This window comes from Sulfitobacter sp. NFXS29 (genome assembly GCF_040148765.1).
GTDB lineage: Bacteria > Pseudomonadota > Alphaproteobacteria > Rhodobacterales > Rhodobacteraceae > Sulfitobacter.
Genome location: NZ_JAGDED010000008.1, coordinates 35,446 through 50,843, shown reverse-complemented (window position 1 = coordinate 50,843; position 15,398 = coordinate 35,446). Strand labels below are relative to the sequence as shown.

13 protein-coding genes are annotated in these 15,398 nt (G+C 61.9%); 10 read left to right on the top strand and 3 right to left on the bottom strand.

What is annotated here, in order from left to right; genetic code table 11:
- Positions 1-16 precede the first annotated feature (16 nt).
- A complete protein-coding gene (gene purL / locus J3456_RS13245; RefSeq protein WP_349580645.1) occupies positions 17-2,176 on the bottom strand; it encodes a phosphoribosylformylglycinamidine synthase subunit PurL in 2,160 nt (719 codons plus the stop codon).
- A 285-nt stretch (positions 2,177-2,461) separates the two neighbouring features.
- Entirely contained in the window at positions 2,462-3,373 is a 912-nt protein-coding gene (locus J3456_RS13240; RefSeq protein WP_067937759.1) for a LysR family transcriptional regulator, read from the bottom strand.
- Between the two features lie 169 nt (positions 3,374-3,542).
- Between J3456_RS13240 and J3456_RS13235 the strand changes: the two genes are divergently transcribed.
- From J3456_RS13235 to J3456_RS13190, 10 genes are all read left to right on the top strand, one after another.
- Positions 3,543-6,959, top strand: a complete 3,417-nt coding sequence (locus J3456_RS13235; RefSeq protein WP_349580644.1) for an indolepyruvate ferredoxin oxidoreductase family protein — start codon at positions 3,543-3,545, stop codon at positions 6,957-6,959.
- Between the two features lie 57 nt (positions 6,960-7,016).
- On the top strand, positions 7,017-7,889 hold the full coding sequence (locus J3456_RS13230; protein WP_349580643.1) for a lysophospholipid acyltransferase family protein: 873 nt from the start codon (positions 7,017-7,019) through the stop codon (positions 7,887-7,889).
- A 9-nt stretch (positions 7,890-7,898) separates the two neighbouring features.
- Positions 7,899-8,708 carry a glutamate racemase gene (locus J3456_RS13225; protein ID WP_349580642.1) on the top strand — a complete coding sequence of 270 codons (810 nt, stop codon included), beginning with the start codon at positions 7,899-7,901 and terminating at the stop codon, positions 8,706-8,708.
- Between the two features lie 38 nt (positions 8,709-8,746).
- Positions 8,747-9,775, top strand: coding sequence for an N-acetyl-gamma-glutamyl-phosphate reductase (gene argC, locus J3456_RS13220; RefSeq protein WP_349580641.1), 1,029 nt, complete (start codon positions 8,747-8,749; stop codon positions 9,773-9,775).
- Positions 9,772-10,215, top strand: coding sequence for a cytochrome c maturation protein CcmE (gene ccmE, locus J3456_RS13215; protein WP_067626977.1), 444 nt, complete (start codon positions 9,772-9,774; stop codon positions 10,213-10,215). The genes argC and ccmE overlap by 4 nt, the downstream gene beginning before the upstream one ends.
- Positions 10,216-10,297: 82 nt before the next feature.
- Positions 10,298-10,909 (top strand): holin-associated N-acetylmuramidase, encoded by a 612-nt coding sequence (locus J3456_RS13210; RefSeq protein ID WP_349580640.1) that lies wholly within the window; start codon positions 10,298-10,300, stop codon positions 10,907-10,909.
- On the top strand, positions 10,900-11,475 hold the full coding sequence (locus J3456_RS13205; protein ID WP_349580639.1) for a holin family protein: 576 nt from the start codon (positions 10,900-10,902) through the stop codon (positions 11,473-11,475). Before J3456_RS13210 ends, J3456_RS13205 begins: the two co-directional genes overlap by 10 nt.
- Positions 11,476-11,549: 74 nt before the next feature.
- On the top strand, positions 11,550-13,514 hold the full coding sequence (locus J3456_RS13200) for a heme lyase CcmF/NrfE family subunit (RefSeq protein WP_120350938.1): 1,965 nt from the start codon (positions 11,550-11,552) through the stop codon (positions 13,512-13,514).
- Positions 13,511-13,963 carry a cytochrome c-type biogenesis protein gene (locus J3456_RS13195; protein ID WP_349580638.1) on the top strand — a complete coding sequence of 151 codons (453 nt, stop codon included), beginning with the start codon at positions 13,511-13,513 and terminating at the stop codon, positions 13,961-13,963. Before J3456_RS13200 ends, J3456_RS13195 begins: the two co-directional genes overlap by 4 nt.
- A gap of 67 nt (positions 13,964-14,030) precedes the next feature.
- Positions 14,031-14,804, top strand: coding sequence for an enoyl-CoA hydratase-related protein (locus J3456_RS13190; protein WP_349580637.1), 774 nt, complete (start codon positions 14,031-14,033; stop codon positions 14,802-14,804).
- Between the two features lie 2 nt (positions 14,805-14,806).
- Here the strand turns inward: J3456_RS13190 and J3456_RS13185 are convergent, their stop codons facing one another.
- Positions 14,807-15,106 (bottom strand): hypothetical protein, encoded by a 300-nt coding sequence (locus tag J3456_RS13185; protein ID WP_349580636.1) that lies wholly within the window; start codon positions 15,104-15,106, stop codon positions 14,807-14,809.
- Positions 15,107-15,398: the final 292 nt, after the last annotated feature.

The window sequence follows — 15,398 nt, the reverse complement described above, 5'->3', positions numbered from 1 at the left end:
CCGAAACCAGAGTTTCTTAGGCGAAGGTCTTGGCAAAGGTGGTGCGGTAGGTCTCGCGCAGATCGCTGAGCGGTGCGGTGGCAGCGCCGAAGCTAATCTTGTCGCCACCGAAGGCGCCGATTTGGGAGACGGGTACGCCCGCTTCTTTGCCAGCGGCAATCAGTGTCTCGGCAGCCTCGGCGGTGCAGGCGATGAGGTAGCGGGCCTGATCTTCGCCGAAGAGGATCGCGGTATCATCGCTTTCAATCTCGATACCGATGCCGGCGGTTTCGGCCAGTTCAAAGGCTGCTAGAGCAAGGCCGCCATCGCCGAGGTCGGTGCAGGCAGAGATTTGGCCGGACTGGGCGCGGATGAATTCGCCGTGGCGGCGTTCGGCGGCGAGGTCGACGTGGGGCGCATCGCCCTCGGCACGGCCGAAGGCTTCGGCGAGCAGGGCGGATTGGCCGAGGTGACTGCCCGCGCTGCCGATCAGGAGAGCCACGTGGCCCGCGCGCAGCTGGTTGCTGATGATCTGGTCAACATTGTCGATCAGGCCGACCGCGCCGATGGTGGGCGTGGGCAAGATGCCCTTGCCGTCAGTCTCGTTATAAAGCGATACGTTGCCCGACACGATCGGCATATCGAGCGCGCCCACGGCTTCGCCGATGCCTTTGATCGCGCCGACGAACTGGCCCATGATTTCGGGCTTTTCGGGGTTGCCGAAGTTGAGATTGTCTGTTGTTGCCAATGGTTTGGCACCCACAGCGCAGAGGTTACGATAGGCTTCGGCCACGGCCTGTTTGCCACCCTCGGTGGGGTTGGCTTTGACGTAGCGCGGGGTCACATCGGAGGTGAAGGCCAGCGCCTTGTCGGTGCCATGGACCCGCACGATGCCAGCGCCAAGGCCGGGCAGGCGGACGGTGTCGCCCATAACCATCGTGTCGTATTGCTCATAGACCCACGCTTTGGAGGCGTGGTTCACGGAGCCAATGAGGGCGCGCAGACCTTCGATGGGGTCGATGGTTGGCGCATCGGACAAAGCGGCGGCGGCAGGGGTTTCGACCCAAGGACGGTCATATTCCGGTGCGGTGGAGGCGAGTTTCGACAGCGGCAGATCGGCTTTGACCTCGCCATTGAGGCAGATGAGGAAGCGGTCTTCGGGGAGGGTTTCGCCGACGATGGCGAAATCGAGGTCCCATTTGTCGAAGACGGCTTTGGCTTCGGCCTCAAGTTCGGGGCGCAGGACCATGAGCATCCGCTCTTGGCTTTCGCTGAGCATCATTTCATAGGCGGTCATATGCGGCTCGCGCGTCGGCACTTTTTCAAGGTCGAGACGCACGCCGAGGCCGCCTTTGTCGCCCATTTCCACGGCAGAGCAGGTCAGGCCCGCAGCGCCCATGTCTTGGATCGAGATCACGGCACCGGTGGCCATCAGCTCTAGCGTGGCTTCCATCAGGCGCTTTTCGGTGAAGGGGTCGCCGACTTGGACAGTGGGGCGTTTCTCTTCGATGGTGTCGTCGAATTCGGCGGAGGCCATGGTCGCCCCGCCGACACCGTCGCGGCCTGTTTTGGCACCGAGGTAGACCACCGGCATGCCGACACCAGAGGCGGCGGAGTAGAAGATTTTGTCGGCATCCGCGAGGCCCGCCGCGAAGGCGTTGACGAGGCAGTTGCCATCATAGGCTGTGTCGAAGCGCACTTCGCCGCCGACGGTGGGGACGCCGAAACAGTTGCCATAGCCACCGACACCTTCGACGACGCCATGTACAAGCTGGCGAGTCTTGGGGTGGTCGGGACGGCCAAAGCTGAGCGCGTTCATCGCAGCAATCGGACGCGCGCCCATGGTGAAGACATCGCGCAGAATGCCGCCCACGCCTGTGGCAGCCCCTTGGTAGGGTTCGATGTAGGAGGGGTGGTTGTGGCTCTCCATCTTGAAGACCAGCGCTTGGCCATCACCGATGTCGACCACGCCTGCGTTTTCGCCGGGGCCGCAGATCACCTGCGGGCCGTCTGTGGGCAGGGTGCGGAGCCATTTCTTGGAAGACTTATAAGAGCAATGCTCGTTCCACATGGCCGAGAAAATGCCCATCTCGGTGTAGTTCGGCTCGCGCCCGAGGATGGTGACGACCTCGGCGTATTCCTCGGGGGTGAACCCGTGGCTGGCGATAAGGTCGGGCGTGATGGCTGGATCTTGCATGGAAATTCCCCGGCTGGCGCGTTTGCGCCCTCATACAAGGGGAAATGCCGGGGGGGAAGTGGCTTTGGCCGCCTGTGGGCTGAAAGAAGGCGATGGGCCAAAAAAAAAGGCCGAGCTAAAAGCTCGGCCAAGTCCAACAGGGAGGTATGAAGCGACGCGCCCTCAGGCTGTCAATCTTCATAATGGTGAAATAGGAGGCAGGGCTGTTCAAATCAAGGCTATTTAACATCGCAAGTCATCATGGCCGATATGCGCCTATTGCATGGCTGGCGGAGGGGCCGCGGTTCAGTTGTCGCCTTCGACCCGTTCGCGCCATTGTTTGCGGTAGGTTATGATCTCTTCCTGCACAAAATCCTTGAAGGCGGCGACGCGTTTGGATTGGCGAAGCTCTTCTGGATAGGCGAGGTAGACCGGCACTTCGGCGGATTCGATATCGGGCATCACCTGCACGATATGCGGGAAGTCTTGAATCAGGTAGTTGGGCAGCACGCCAAGGCCAAGGTGATGCACCACGCCCTGCAACACGCCGAAGTAGTTGTTCACCGTCAAGAGCGAGCGCAGGTCATACATCATCAGTTCTTTGACCAGTTGCAGCCCGGCGCCGACTTGATCGCTGTCGGTGTTCTGACAGATCAACCGGTGGTCGGTCATGTCTTCCATCCGCTCTGGCGTGCCGTGTTTTTCCAGATATTCGGGGCTGGCGTAGAGCCCCATCCGCACGGTCATCAGCCGTTTGCGCACCAGATCGGCCTGACTTGGTTCTTTCATGCGGATCGCCACGTCGGCCTCGCGCATCGGCAGGTCGAGCACCCGCTCTTCAAGCATCAGATCGACCTTAAGGTCAGGATATTGCTCATAAAGTTTGGGCAGGCGCGGGGCCAGCCAGAGCGTGCCGAAACCGGTGGTGGTGGTCACGCGCAATTCGCCAAAGACTTCTTCCTCACTGTCGCGAATGCGCGCGGCGGCGGCGTCAAGGCGCTTGGCCATGGCCGAGGTCGCGTCGAACAAAAGTTCGCCCTGTTCGGTCAGGATCAGCCCGCGTGCGTGGCGGTGGAAGAGGTTGGTATTAAGCTGCTCCTCAAGCCCGCGAATCTGCCGGCTGACGGCAGACTGCGACAGGTTAAGCTTGTCGCCTGCATGGGTCAGCGACCCGGCATCGGCCACGGCGTGAAAAATTCTGAGTTTGTCCCAATCCATGGCCCGTACTTTCCTTGCCCAGCCTTTCTCCTACCTTAATAGCCGGGAGAAAACAGCACAAACCGTCCCCTGCAGGGCTGCCGTTGCGGAATAACCGCTATACAGGTCAGCAAGTGTGACCTATATAAGAGGCAATCATGCAAGACTGACGTGCTAGGGAGGGCCCGCCATGACAACGCAAAAGATTTCACTGAACGACCGTTTCGACCTTGAGAAAAGCCCGGTGCTGCTGAACGGCACGCAGGCGCTGGTTCGGCTGATGATGATGCAATCCGCCCGCGACCGCGCGGCGGGGCTGAACACCGCAGGCTATGTGACCGGCTACCGGGGTAGCCCGCTGGGCGGGGTCGACCTGCAAATGCAGCGTTCAGAGAAGAAACTGGCCGAGCATAACGTGCGTTTTGAGCCGGGGCTGAACGAAGACCTCGCGGCGACGATGCTTTGGGGCAGCCAGCAGGCGGAACTGCGCGGTGAGGGGAAATATGATGGCGTCTATGGCCTCTGGTACGGCAAAGGCCCGGGGGTGGACCGCACCGGCGATGTGATGCGCCATGCGAATATGGCGGGCACTTCGCCTCATGGTGGTGTGTTGATGGCGATGGGGGATGACCATACCGGCGAATCCTCCACCGTGTTGCACCAGTCGGAATGGGCGATGGTGGATGCCTATATGCCGGTGGTCTCGCCCGCCGGTGTGCAGGAAATCCTTGATTACGGCATCTACGGCTGGGCGCTCAGCCGCTTTTCCGGCCTCTGGGTGGGCCTGAAGACGATGAAGGACACGGTTGAGGCGACGAGCGTCGTCAACGGCGATCCGAACCGGATGAATCTGGTGATCCCTGAGTTCGACATGCCCGATGGCGGGCTGAGCATCCGTCTGGGCGACACCCCGCATCTGCAAGAAGCGCGGATGATCGACTACAAACGCTTCGCCGCGGAGGCGTTCTCTCATGCCAACAAGATGGACAAGCGCGTCTGGGGCAAGCGCGGGGCCAAGATCGGCTTTGCCGCCGCGGGCAAGAACTGGCTCGATCTGGTTCATGCGCTGAGCCTGCTGAACATCGATGAGTACGAGGCCGAGCGTCTTGGCATCACCACTTATAAGATCGGTCAGACCTTCCCGCTAGACATGCAGGGGTTCCATGAATGGGCCGACGGGCTTGATCTGGTGGTCGTGGTCGAAGAAAAGCGCAAGCTGATCGAAGTGCAGATCAAGGAAGCGCTGTTCAATGATACCCACCGCCGCGTCTATGGGTGGCACAAGGGGGGCGCGGGCATGGAGCATGGCGAAGAGTTGTTCCCGACTCGTGGCGCGCTCGACCCTATCCTGATCGCCGAAAAGATCGGCGGCATTCTGTTGGAAGAGGGCCGCGAGACCGATGGCATCCGCGCGGGGCTTGAGGCGCTGAACGAGGCACGCCGGTCGGACAATGCCGAAGATATCGCCGCGCGACTGCCGTATTACTGTGCGGGCTGCCCGCATAACTCCTCGACCAAAGTACCAGAGGGCTCCCGCGCCTATGCGGGGATCGGCTGTCACTATATGGTGCAATGGATGGACCGTGAGACCACGGGCTTCACCCATATGGGCGGCGAGGGTGCGAACTGGATCGGCGAAGCGCCGTTCTCCAATACAGAGCATGTGTTCCAGAACCTTGGCGACGGCACCTACAACCACTCTGGCGTGCTGGCCATTCGGGCCGCCATCGCGGCGGGGACTAACATCACCTATAAGATCCTCTATAACGACGCGGTTGCGATGACCGGTGGTCAGCACAACGAGGGCGATCTGGACGCCTACCGCATTGTCGAAGAGTTGAAGGCGATGGGCGTGAAGAACCTCGCCGTGGTCTATGATCAGAAGGAAGACGTGGACCTGTCGCGCTTCAAGGGCGTTGAAATCCACGAGCGCGCCGAGATGCCGAACGTGCAAAAGGCCTACCGCAAGCACAAGGGCGTGTCGGCCATCGTCTACATCCAGACCTGCGCCGCCGAGAAGCGCCGCCGCCGCAAGCGCGGGCTGTTCCCGGACCCCGACAAGCGCGTCTTTATCAACGAAGACGTTTGCGAAGGATGCGGCGATTGCGGCGTGCAGTCGAACTGCGTGGCCGTGGTGCCGAACGAGACCGAACTGGGCCGCAAACGCGCAATCGACCAGTCTCAGTGCAACAAAGACTTCTCATGCCTTGACGGGTTCTGCCCTTCCTTCGTGACGCTGGAGGGCGCCAAGATCCGCAAGGATCCGACCACCGAACTGACCATTCCCGACCTGCCGATGCCGGACCTGCCCAAGATCGACGGCACCCATAACGTCGTCATCACCGGCGTGGGCGGCACCGGGGTCGTGACCATTGGCGCGCTGCTGGCGCAGGCGGCACAGCTTGATGGCAAGGGGGCTGGCATGATGGAGATGGCCGGCCTCGCTCAAAAAGGTGGTGCGGTGCATATCCACTGCCGTCTGGCCGAGCGCCCCGAAGACATTAGCGCAATCCGTGTCGCCACCGGCGAGGCGCATGCGCTCATTGGCGGCGATCTGGTGGTCTCGGCGGGGCACAAGACGCTGGGGCTGACCCGCGCCGGGCGTACCGGGGCTGTGGTGAACTCGCATCAGATCATCACCGGTGATTTCACCCGCGATACCGAGTTTCAGATGCCCTATGACCGGCTGAGCCTCGCGCTCGAAGCGCGGTTGAAGGACGATGTCGCGATGTTTGATGCCTCGGATCTGGCCAAGGCGAGTTTGGGAGATTCGATCTTTTCCAACATGATGATCTTCGGCGCCGCATGGCAGCGCGGCCTTCTGCCGCTCTCGTTCGAAAGTCTGATGCAGGCGATTGAGATGAACGGCGCGGCGGTGGAGCGCAACAAGCGCGCGTTTGAGATTGGCCGCTGGGCCGTGCTCTATCCCGAAGACGCCAAAGCGGTAAGCCAGCCGGATAACGTGGTGGAGTTGCCCAAATCGCTGACTGAGAAAATCGCGTTCCGCGAAAACCACCTGACCGACTATCAGGGCAAGGGGCTGGCCAAACGCTATACCAAGATGCTCGACGGTATTGAGGACCGTGACGTCAAGGCGGCGGTGGCGATGGGCTATCATAAGCTTCTGAGCTACAAGGACGAATATGAGGTCGCCCGCCTGTTGATCACCAGCCGTGACAAGGCGCGTGCGCAGTTCGATGGCGATTTCAACATGACCTTCCACATGGCGCCGCCGCTTTTGTCCAAGATGGGGCCCAACGGTCGGCCCCAGAAACGCGAGTTCGGTCAGTGGCTCGAAGGGCCGCTGCGGGCCATGGCGAAGTTCAAGGGTCTGCGCGGCACGCCTTTCGATCCCTTCGGCTATACCGCCGAGCGCAAGATGGAGCGTGCGTTGATCAAACAGTATGAGGCCGACATGGCCGAAGTGCTGCCCAAACTGACCGATCAGACCCGCGACGCCATCGTGGCGTTGGCCGAACTGCCGTTGCAAATTCGCGGTTTCGGTCCGGTGAAACAGGCCAATGAAGCCAAAGCCGAGAAGCGCCGCGAGGAACTGCTGGCGGTGATCCGCGCGGGCGGCACCTCCACGGCCAAGGCAGCGGAGTAATACGGCTGTTACATTTCTGGGCTAGGGAGAGCATCAGTGCGATCCTGAGGCCCAGATGTGACCTACGCCCGTGACATAAGCTATGCCCATTCAGCCCGAACTCGGGGCGGGAGGGCGCTCATCCGATTGATGGAAAACACCACCGGGCGGGTGTCCTTACTGAAACGGGCCGAGGGCTACGAAGACGATCTGGCCGCGGGGCTGGGGTTCTTTGATGCCATGGTGCGGCGCTGTGGTTTGACATTGGATGTGATGCGCGGGTCTTTGGCCGATATTCCAAAGCGCGGCCCTGTTATTCTGATCGCCAATCATCCCTACGGCATTCTGGACGGGCTGATGCTGGGCCATATCCTCAGCGAGACGCGCGGTGACTTTCGGATCATGGCCAATGCGGTGTTCAGCCAAGCGCCGGATCTGGCGCATCATCTTCTGCCCATCAGCTTTGCCGAAGATCGCGCCGCGCTGGCGCTGAACCTCGCCACGCGCCGGACCGCGTTGACCTATTTAGACCAAGGCGGTGCGATTGGCATCTTCCCGGGCGGCACGGTCAGCACCGCCGCGCGGCCCTTTTCGCAACCGATGGACCCCGGATGGCGCAGTTTCACCGCGCGGATGATCGCCAAGTCTAACGCCACGGTGGTGCCGATCTATTTCGATGGCCACACCAGCCGGCTGTTCCAAATCGCCAGCCACCTGCATGCCAATCTGCGTATGGGGCTGCTGATCAAAGAGTTCCGCGCCCGTGTCGATAGCTCCGTGCGCGTGGCCATCGGCGACCCGATCCCGCGCGCCATGCTGGACCCGCTGGCGGGGGACGCAAAAGCGATGATGGATTTCCTGCGCAAAGCCACTTATGAGTTGTCACCAAAGCCGGGCCAGTATCAGGGTCTTGGCTATGAGTTTGAGGAACGGCATAGAGCCGACAGGTGACGACAGACCATGGCAGTTGGTATTTTCGATTCGGGGCTGGGCGGGCTGACCGTCTGGAACAAGGTGCAAGAACGGCTGCCGGAGGTGGATTTTGTCTATCTCGCTGACAGCGCCCATGCGCCCTACGGCGTGCGCAATGCCGATGATATCTATGCGCTGACCTGCGCCGCCGTGCAGCGGCTGTTTGATGCGGGCTGCGATCTGGTCATCCTTGCCTGTAACACTGCCTCGGCTGCTGCGCTGCGCCGGATGCAAGAGGGCTGGATCCCGCGTGACAAACGTGTGCTGGGCGTTTTCGTGCCGCTGATCGAAGCGATGACCGAACGCCAGTGGGGCGACAACTCCCCGCCGCGCGAAGTGGCGGTGAACCATGTGGCGCTTTTCGCCACGCCCGCGACGGTAGCAAGCCGCGCCTTTCAGCGTGAACTGTCCTTCCGCGCCATCGGGGTGGATGTCGAAGCGCAGGCCTGCGGTGGGGTGGTCGATGCCATCGAAGAGGGCGATATGATCCTCGCCGAAGCGCTGGTGCGCAGCCATGTCGATGCATTGAAACGCAAGATGCCCAATCCCGACGCGGCGATCTTGGGCTGCACCCATTACCCGCTGATGCAAGAGGCGTTTCAGGCGGCTTTGGGCGGGCAAGTCAAAGTGTTTGGCCAAGCCGAGTTGGTGGCGGAGTCCTTGGCGGATTATCTTGAGCGGCATCCCAATATGATGGGCAGCGGCGAGGCGGCGTTTCTCACCACCGGCGATCCTGCCCGGGTGAGCGACCGTGCGACGCAGTTCCTGCGACGACAGATCACATTCACCGCCGCCTGAACTCCAATTATATTTCGTTCCGAACAAGGGGACAGACCATGACCCAGAACATCGCCATTCTCGGCGCCTCCGGCTATACCGGGGCAGAACTTATCCGGCTGATCGCTGGACATTCCGCAATGAAAATCAAGGCTTTGGGGGCGAACTCCAAGGCGGGGCAATCTATCGCCGAGGTGTTTCCGCATCTGCGCCATCTTGATCTACCCACATTGGTCACGATTGAAGAAATCGACTTTTCGCAAATTGATCTGTGCTTTTGCGCGTTGCCGCATAAGACCAGCCAAGAGGTGATCGCGGCGCTGCCCAAAGACCTGAAGATCGTCGACCTCTCTGCCGATTTCCGCCTACGCGACCCAGAGGATTACGCCAAGTGGTACGGCAATGAACACGCCGCCCTAGACCAGCAGAAAGAGGCGGTCTACGGCCTTACCGAATTCTACCGCAAAGAGATTTCCGCCGCGCGGTTGGTGGCGGGCACGGGCTGCAACGCGGCGACGGGGCAGTTTGCACTGCGCCCGCTGATCGCGGCGGGTGTGATTGATCTGGACGATATCATACTGGACCTAAAATGCGCGGTCTCCGGTGCAGGACGCTCGCTGAAGGAAAACCTGCTCCATGCGGAGTTGAGCGAGGGCTACCACGCCTATGCGCTTGGCAGCACGCACCGGCATCTGGGCGAATTCGATCAGGAATTTTCGGCCATCGCCGGGCGGCCCGTGCAGGTGCAATTCACCCCGCATCTGGTGCCCGCAAACCGCGGCATCTTGGCAACCTGCTATGTCAAAGGCGACGCGCAGGCGATTCATCAGTCGCTGCAAACCGCCTATGCAGATGAGCCCTTTATCGAGGTGCTGCCCTTCGGTGAAGCGCCCAGCACCCGGCATGTGCGCGGCTCGAACTTCTGCCATATCGGCGTGGTCGCTGACCGTCAGACCGGGAGGGCGACAGTGGTCGCGGCGCTCGATAATCTGACCAAAGGCTCCAGCGGCCAGGCGTTGCAGAACGCGAACCTGATGCTCGGCCTGCCGGAAACCGAAGGGCTGATGATGGCCCCGCTGTTCCCATGAAGAGCCTTAAGAAACAGCGCCGGATCCAGATCATCGCAGTGGCGGCGGTGGCCTTGGTGCTGTCGACTGCGCTGATCGGCTATGCACTGCGCGACGGGATCAACTATTTCCGCGCGCCGAGCCAAGTCATTGCCGAACCGCCCGGCCCGGCAGAGGTGTTCCGCATTGGCGGTCTGGTCGAGGAAGGCTCGCTGAAGCGCGGACAGGGCGAACAGATTCGCTTTGCCGTGACCGATGGCGGCGCCTCCGTGCCGGTGGTCTTTACCGGGGTGCTGCCTGATCTGTTTGAAGAGAACCAAGGCATGGTGGGCACCGGGCGTTATATCGACGGGACTTTCGAAGCCTCTGAAATCCTTGCCAAACATGACGAGACCTACATGCCCAAGGAAGTTACGGATGCGCTGAAAGAGCAGGGCGTCTACCGCGAGCCGGAAGGCTGATCTGCGCGCAACGCACGCGGGGCTGAGCCCCCGTTAACCCATCCGGCCGAGCCTGTTTGCACCCAAGACAGGAGAGCCCGCGATGCAGACCGTCCGAGAGATCGCCAGCGCCATCGTCGCCCGGGAGGGCGGCTTTGTGAATGATCCCGATGACCCCGGCGGGGCGACGAAATTCGGGGTGACGATCCATACCATGCGCCGATTGAGGCTGGACCTGACGGGGGATGGGGCGGTCGATGTGGTCGATGTGCGCCGTCTTAGCCGCGCGCAGGCAGTGGATATCTTTGTCAGACATTACTTCAACGCCCCGCGCATCGCGGAATTGCCCGCGCCATTGCAGCCGAGCGTTTTTGACATGTATGTTAATGCGGGCAGCAATGCGGTGAAGATCCTGCAAAGCTTGCTGCGCGAGATGGGGCAGGAGATCGCGGTTGACGGGGCCATCGGGCCGCAGACGATCCGCGCCGCCCAAGCCGCATGGCAGGCCGCACCCGATCATCTGGTCGACGCCTACGGCATCGCGCGGCGCAACTACTACTTCCGTCTCGCCGACCGTCGCCCCGCCAGCCGCAAATACGCGCGCAGCCGGGCAGGCGGCAAGGGCGGCTGGATCCGGCGCGCCGAAGAGTTCATCGCACCGCAATATCACATGAGCGACGCAGATTTCGCACGGAGGGTGGCACAATGGGGCTGATCGAACGTATCTTCACGACGGTTTTCGGCGGCGAGCGAAATGTCATCCGCGACACTGTCGAAGTGTTCCGCGAAAATGCCGAGGCCGGGGCGCGGCGTGCCCATGCGGTGCGAGGCCAAGCAATGGCGCAATATGGGGCGGAGTTCGCCCAAGCTCGGCAGGGCGGCTTTGACCGCTTTATGGATGGGATCAACCGTTTGCCCCGCCCAATGCTTGCGCTCGGCACCTTGGGGCTGTTCATCACAGCCATGGTTAACCCTTTGTGGTTTGCCGAACGGATGCAGGGCATTGCACTGGTGCCAGAGCCGCTTTGGTGGCTGTTGGGCGTGATCGTGTCCTTCTACTTCGGGGCGCGGCAGCAGATGAAGTCGCAGGAGTTTCAGCGCGCCATCGTGGGCACCATCGCGCGGGTGCCGCAGGTGGTGGAGAATATTGAGACGCTGCGCAAATTGCGTGCCGACAGCCCGCAGGTTGCCGCCACCGGTGCCGACAGCCGCTTGGCCCTTGCCGCAGTCACCCCGTCGGAGAATCCGGCCCTAGACGCATGGCGCCGCAGCCGCGCCTGACTGCGACCGATTGACCGTTTTCCACGTTTGATTTGCCATGGCTTAGGGGGCTTAGGCCCCCTATAGTCCGGCCCATGATTACAGAGCTTGGACATTTCGCGCTTGTGCTCGCCTTTGGCGTGGCCCTTGTACAGATGGTGGTGCCGATGTGGGGCGCTTGGCGGGGCCGTGCTGCTTGGATGGCGATGGCCGAACCGGCGGCGGCGGCGCAGTTCATCCTCATTGCCCTGTCCTTTGGCGCACTGATGTGGGCCTTCATCACCTCGGATTTCAGCTTGCAACTGGTGGTGGCCAACAGCCATTCCGCCAAGCCGATGCTGTATAAAATTAGCGGCACATGGGGCAATCACGAGGGCTCCATGCTGCTTTGGGTGCTGATCGTGGCGCTTTTCGGAGCGATGGCCGCGTGGTTTGGCGGCAATCTGCCGCCGCGCTTGCGCGCGCGGGTGCTCTCGGTCCAAGCCGCGATTGGCGTGGCTTTTCTGGCGTTTATCCTTTTTACCTCGAACCCCTTTCTGCGCATGGGCACGCCGCCTTTTGATGGCCAAGACTTGAACCCGCTGCTGCAAGACCCGGGTTTGGCCTTTCATCCGCCATTTCTCTATCTGGGCTATGTCGGCCTCAGCATGGCCTTCAGCTTTGCCGTGGCGGCGTTGATTGAGGGGCGTGTGGATGCGGCTTGGGGCCGTTGGGTGCGGCCTTGGACACTGGCGGCTTGGGTCTTCTTGACCATCGGCATCGCGCTTGGGTCTTGGTGGGCCTATTATGAGCTTGGGTGGGGCGGTTTCTGGTTCTGGGATCCGGTCGAGAACGCGAGCTTCATGCCCTGGCTCTTGGCGGCGGCGCTGCTGCATTCGGCGATTGTGGTCGAAAAACGCGAGAGCTTGAAAAGCTGGACAATCCTGCTGGCGATCCTTGCTTTCGGTTTTTCGCTGATCGGCACCTTTATCGTGCGCTCCGGTCTGCTGACTTCGGTCCATGCTTTTGCCAACGACCCTGAGCGCGGGGTCTTTATTCTGGCCATTCTGGGGTCTTTCACCGGCGGGGCGCTGGTGCTTTACTCGCTGCGCGCATCTGCGCTTGAGGCCAAGGGCGTCTTTGGCCTGCTGAGCCGCGAGACGGCCCTCGTGGTGAACAATCTGCTGCTCGCCGTGGCCTGTTTCGTGGTCTTCGTGGGCACCATGTGGCCGCTGGTGGCCGAGATGTTCCTTGACCGCAAACTAAGTGTCGGACCGCCATTCTTTAACGCTGCATTTACTCCTTTCATGGTAGCGCTTGGACTGATCCTGCCGATCGGCAGCGCGATGCCGTGGAAACGGGCCAAGATCATGCGTGCGCTATATCCGCTGCGCTATGTCTTCCTCTTGGCGCTGGCGCTTGGGGGCTTGGCCTTTGCCATGCAGTCTGGACGCGGGCTGTTGGGGCCTGTGGGCATGTTCCTTGGGGCATGGCTGCTGATGGGCACTGCGGTGGATGTGATGCAGCGTCTGGGCCGCGGCCCGGGTAAATTGCGCCGTCTGCGGCGTCTGCCGCGCGCAGATTGGGGCAAGGCCACGGCGCATGGTGGGCTGGGCATCACCATGGCCGGGATCGCGGGGCTGATGGCTTGGGCCGTGGATGACATCCGCGTGGCCCGGATTGATGAGCCTTTTGACGTGGGCAGCTATACGCTGACCCTCCGCGACGTGAGTGAGGTCAGGGGGCCGAACTACCTCAGCACCATGGCCGAGATCACGCTGGCGCAGGAGGGCGATGTGATCTCGACCCTGCGGCCAGAAAAGCGGTTCTACCCCGTGGCGCAGATGCCGACGACCGAGGCGGCGATCGATTATAACCTCGCCCGGGACATCTATGTGGTGATCGGCGATGCGCAGGACGGCGGCGGTTGGGCTGTGCGGACCTATATCAAACCGATGACCAATTGGATTTGGATCGGTTGTGCGCTGATGGCGCTTGGGGGGGTACTGAGCCTGAGCGATCGGCGCTTCCGTGTCGCGGCGGGCGCACGCAAGCAACCAGCAGGGGTGCCTGCGGAATGAAGCGGCTGCTGCTGATCCTGACCCTGCTGGCAAGCCCCCTCTGGGCGGTTCAGCCTGACGAGGTGTTGGACGATCCCGCACTGGAAGCCCGCGCGCGGGAGCTGAGCCAAGGTCTCCGCTGCCTCGTTTGCCGTAACGAAAGCATCGATGAGAGCAACGCAAGCCTTGCGCGCGATCTGCGAATTCTGCTGCGCGAGCGGTTGGTGTTAGGCGACAGCGATGAGGAAGCGGTTGATTTCATCGTCGACCGCTACGGTGAATATGTCCTGCTGAACCCGCAAGCCACGGGGGCCAATTGGCTGCTGTGGGGCGCGGGGCCGCTGATGCTTTTGCTGGCCGGGGGGCTGGGCGTGGTCTATCTGCGGGGCCGTGCCCGCAGCAAAACCCCGACCGAGGCACCACTCTCGCCCGAGGAAGAAGCCCGCCTGCGCGATATTCTCGACCGCTGACGCGCCGTTGTACTGGCAGTGACAACTTGCTTTGATATGCTGCGGCCAAGCAATCAAGGATAGCAAGATGGACTATGAAACGATCACCTATGCGCTGACCGATGATGTCGCGCTGATCACGCTGAACCGCGCCGACAAGATGAATGCGCTGACCACCCAAATGCGGGCGGAGCTGACCCATGCGGTGACCGAAGGCGGGCGCGCCGCGCGGGTCGTGGTCCTGACAGGGGCGGGCCGGGCCTTTTGCTCGGGGCAGGACTTGGCCGACCGGGCAGGCGGCGTCGCTGATCTGGAGAAAACGCTGCGCGAAGAATATGCCCCGCTGCTGCGCGCCATCATCAACTGCCCCGTGCCGACCATCGCCGCGGTGAACGGCCCGGCGGCGGGGGCGGGGGCGAATATCGCGTTGGCCGCCGATGTCGTCTTTGCCAGTGAGAGTGCTTATTTTATGCAGGCATTCACCCGCATTGGCCTGATCCCTGACGCGGGCGGCACCTATGCGCTGCCGCGTCAGATGGGCATGGCCAAGGCGATGGGCGCGGCCCTTTTCGCCGATAAGATCACCGCGCGGCAGGCCGATGACTGGGGCATGATCTGGCAAGCCGTACCGGATGCCGAATTCGACGCCCATTGGCGGGCCAAGGCCGCGCAATTGGCCGCCGGCCCTACAGCGGCCTATGCGGAGGCCAAGAAGGCGATCCGGGCGTCTTGGGGCAATGGGTTAGAGGATCAACTGTCGCTGGAGGCCGAAGCGCAGGGCCGCTGCGGAAAGTCACAAGATTTCGCCGAAGGGGTCACGGCTTTTACCCAAAAGCGCAGCCCGAAGTTTCAGGGGCGGTAAGGCTAGCAGCTCCGCTCGACCAAAAGCACATCGCTTGCCGAAGGTGCCGGGCCATGGGCCCGCGCCACCACAGCCACCGCGACCCCATCCGCCAAAACCGTATGCACGGAGTTCGACACCTGCGCGATGGTGATCCGTGGCGGGGTCTGGCCCTTGTCATAGACCACCGCGATCTGATCGCAATCATGCAGCGTGTCGGGCACCAGAGCACCCTGAGGGCCGGGGATTTCGCTGGCCTTGGCGGGCGTCAGACCGGTGGCGCAGTCCCAGCGAAGCCCTTTGGTCCGTTCTGATCCGGTCATCGTGCTGTCCTTCGTCGCGGGCGGGCTGCTAAGCTGCCAAATGTCATCTACCTTTGGGGCGGACTCCAGCCGGACCGCGAGAGGGGAAATCCCTCAATGCAGTGCCGCGATGATGCCTTTCCCACCCCGAAAAGGCCTCTTGATGTGAGGGTATCGTCGCAGGGGGATTCCCGTCAAGCGGGACTGGGCCATTGTCACGCGGGGCGAAACAGTGCCGTAATTTGGCCGTAATTTGCGCCTCGGTGTTTCGCAACTGGCAAAACGCTTGGAAACATTCACTGTTTTTCGGACC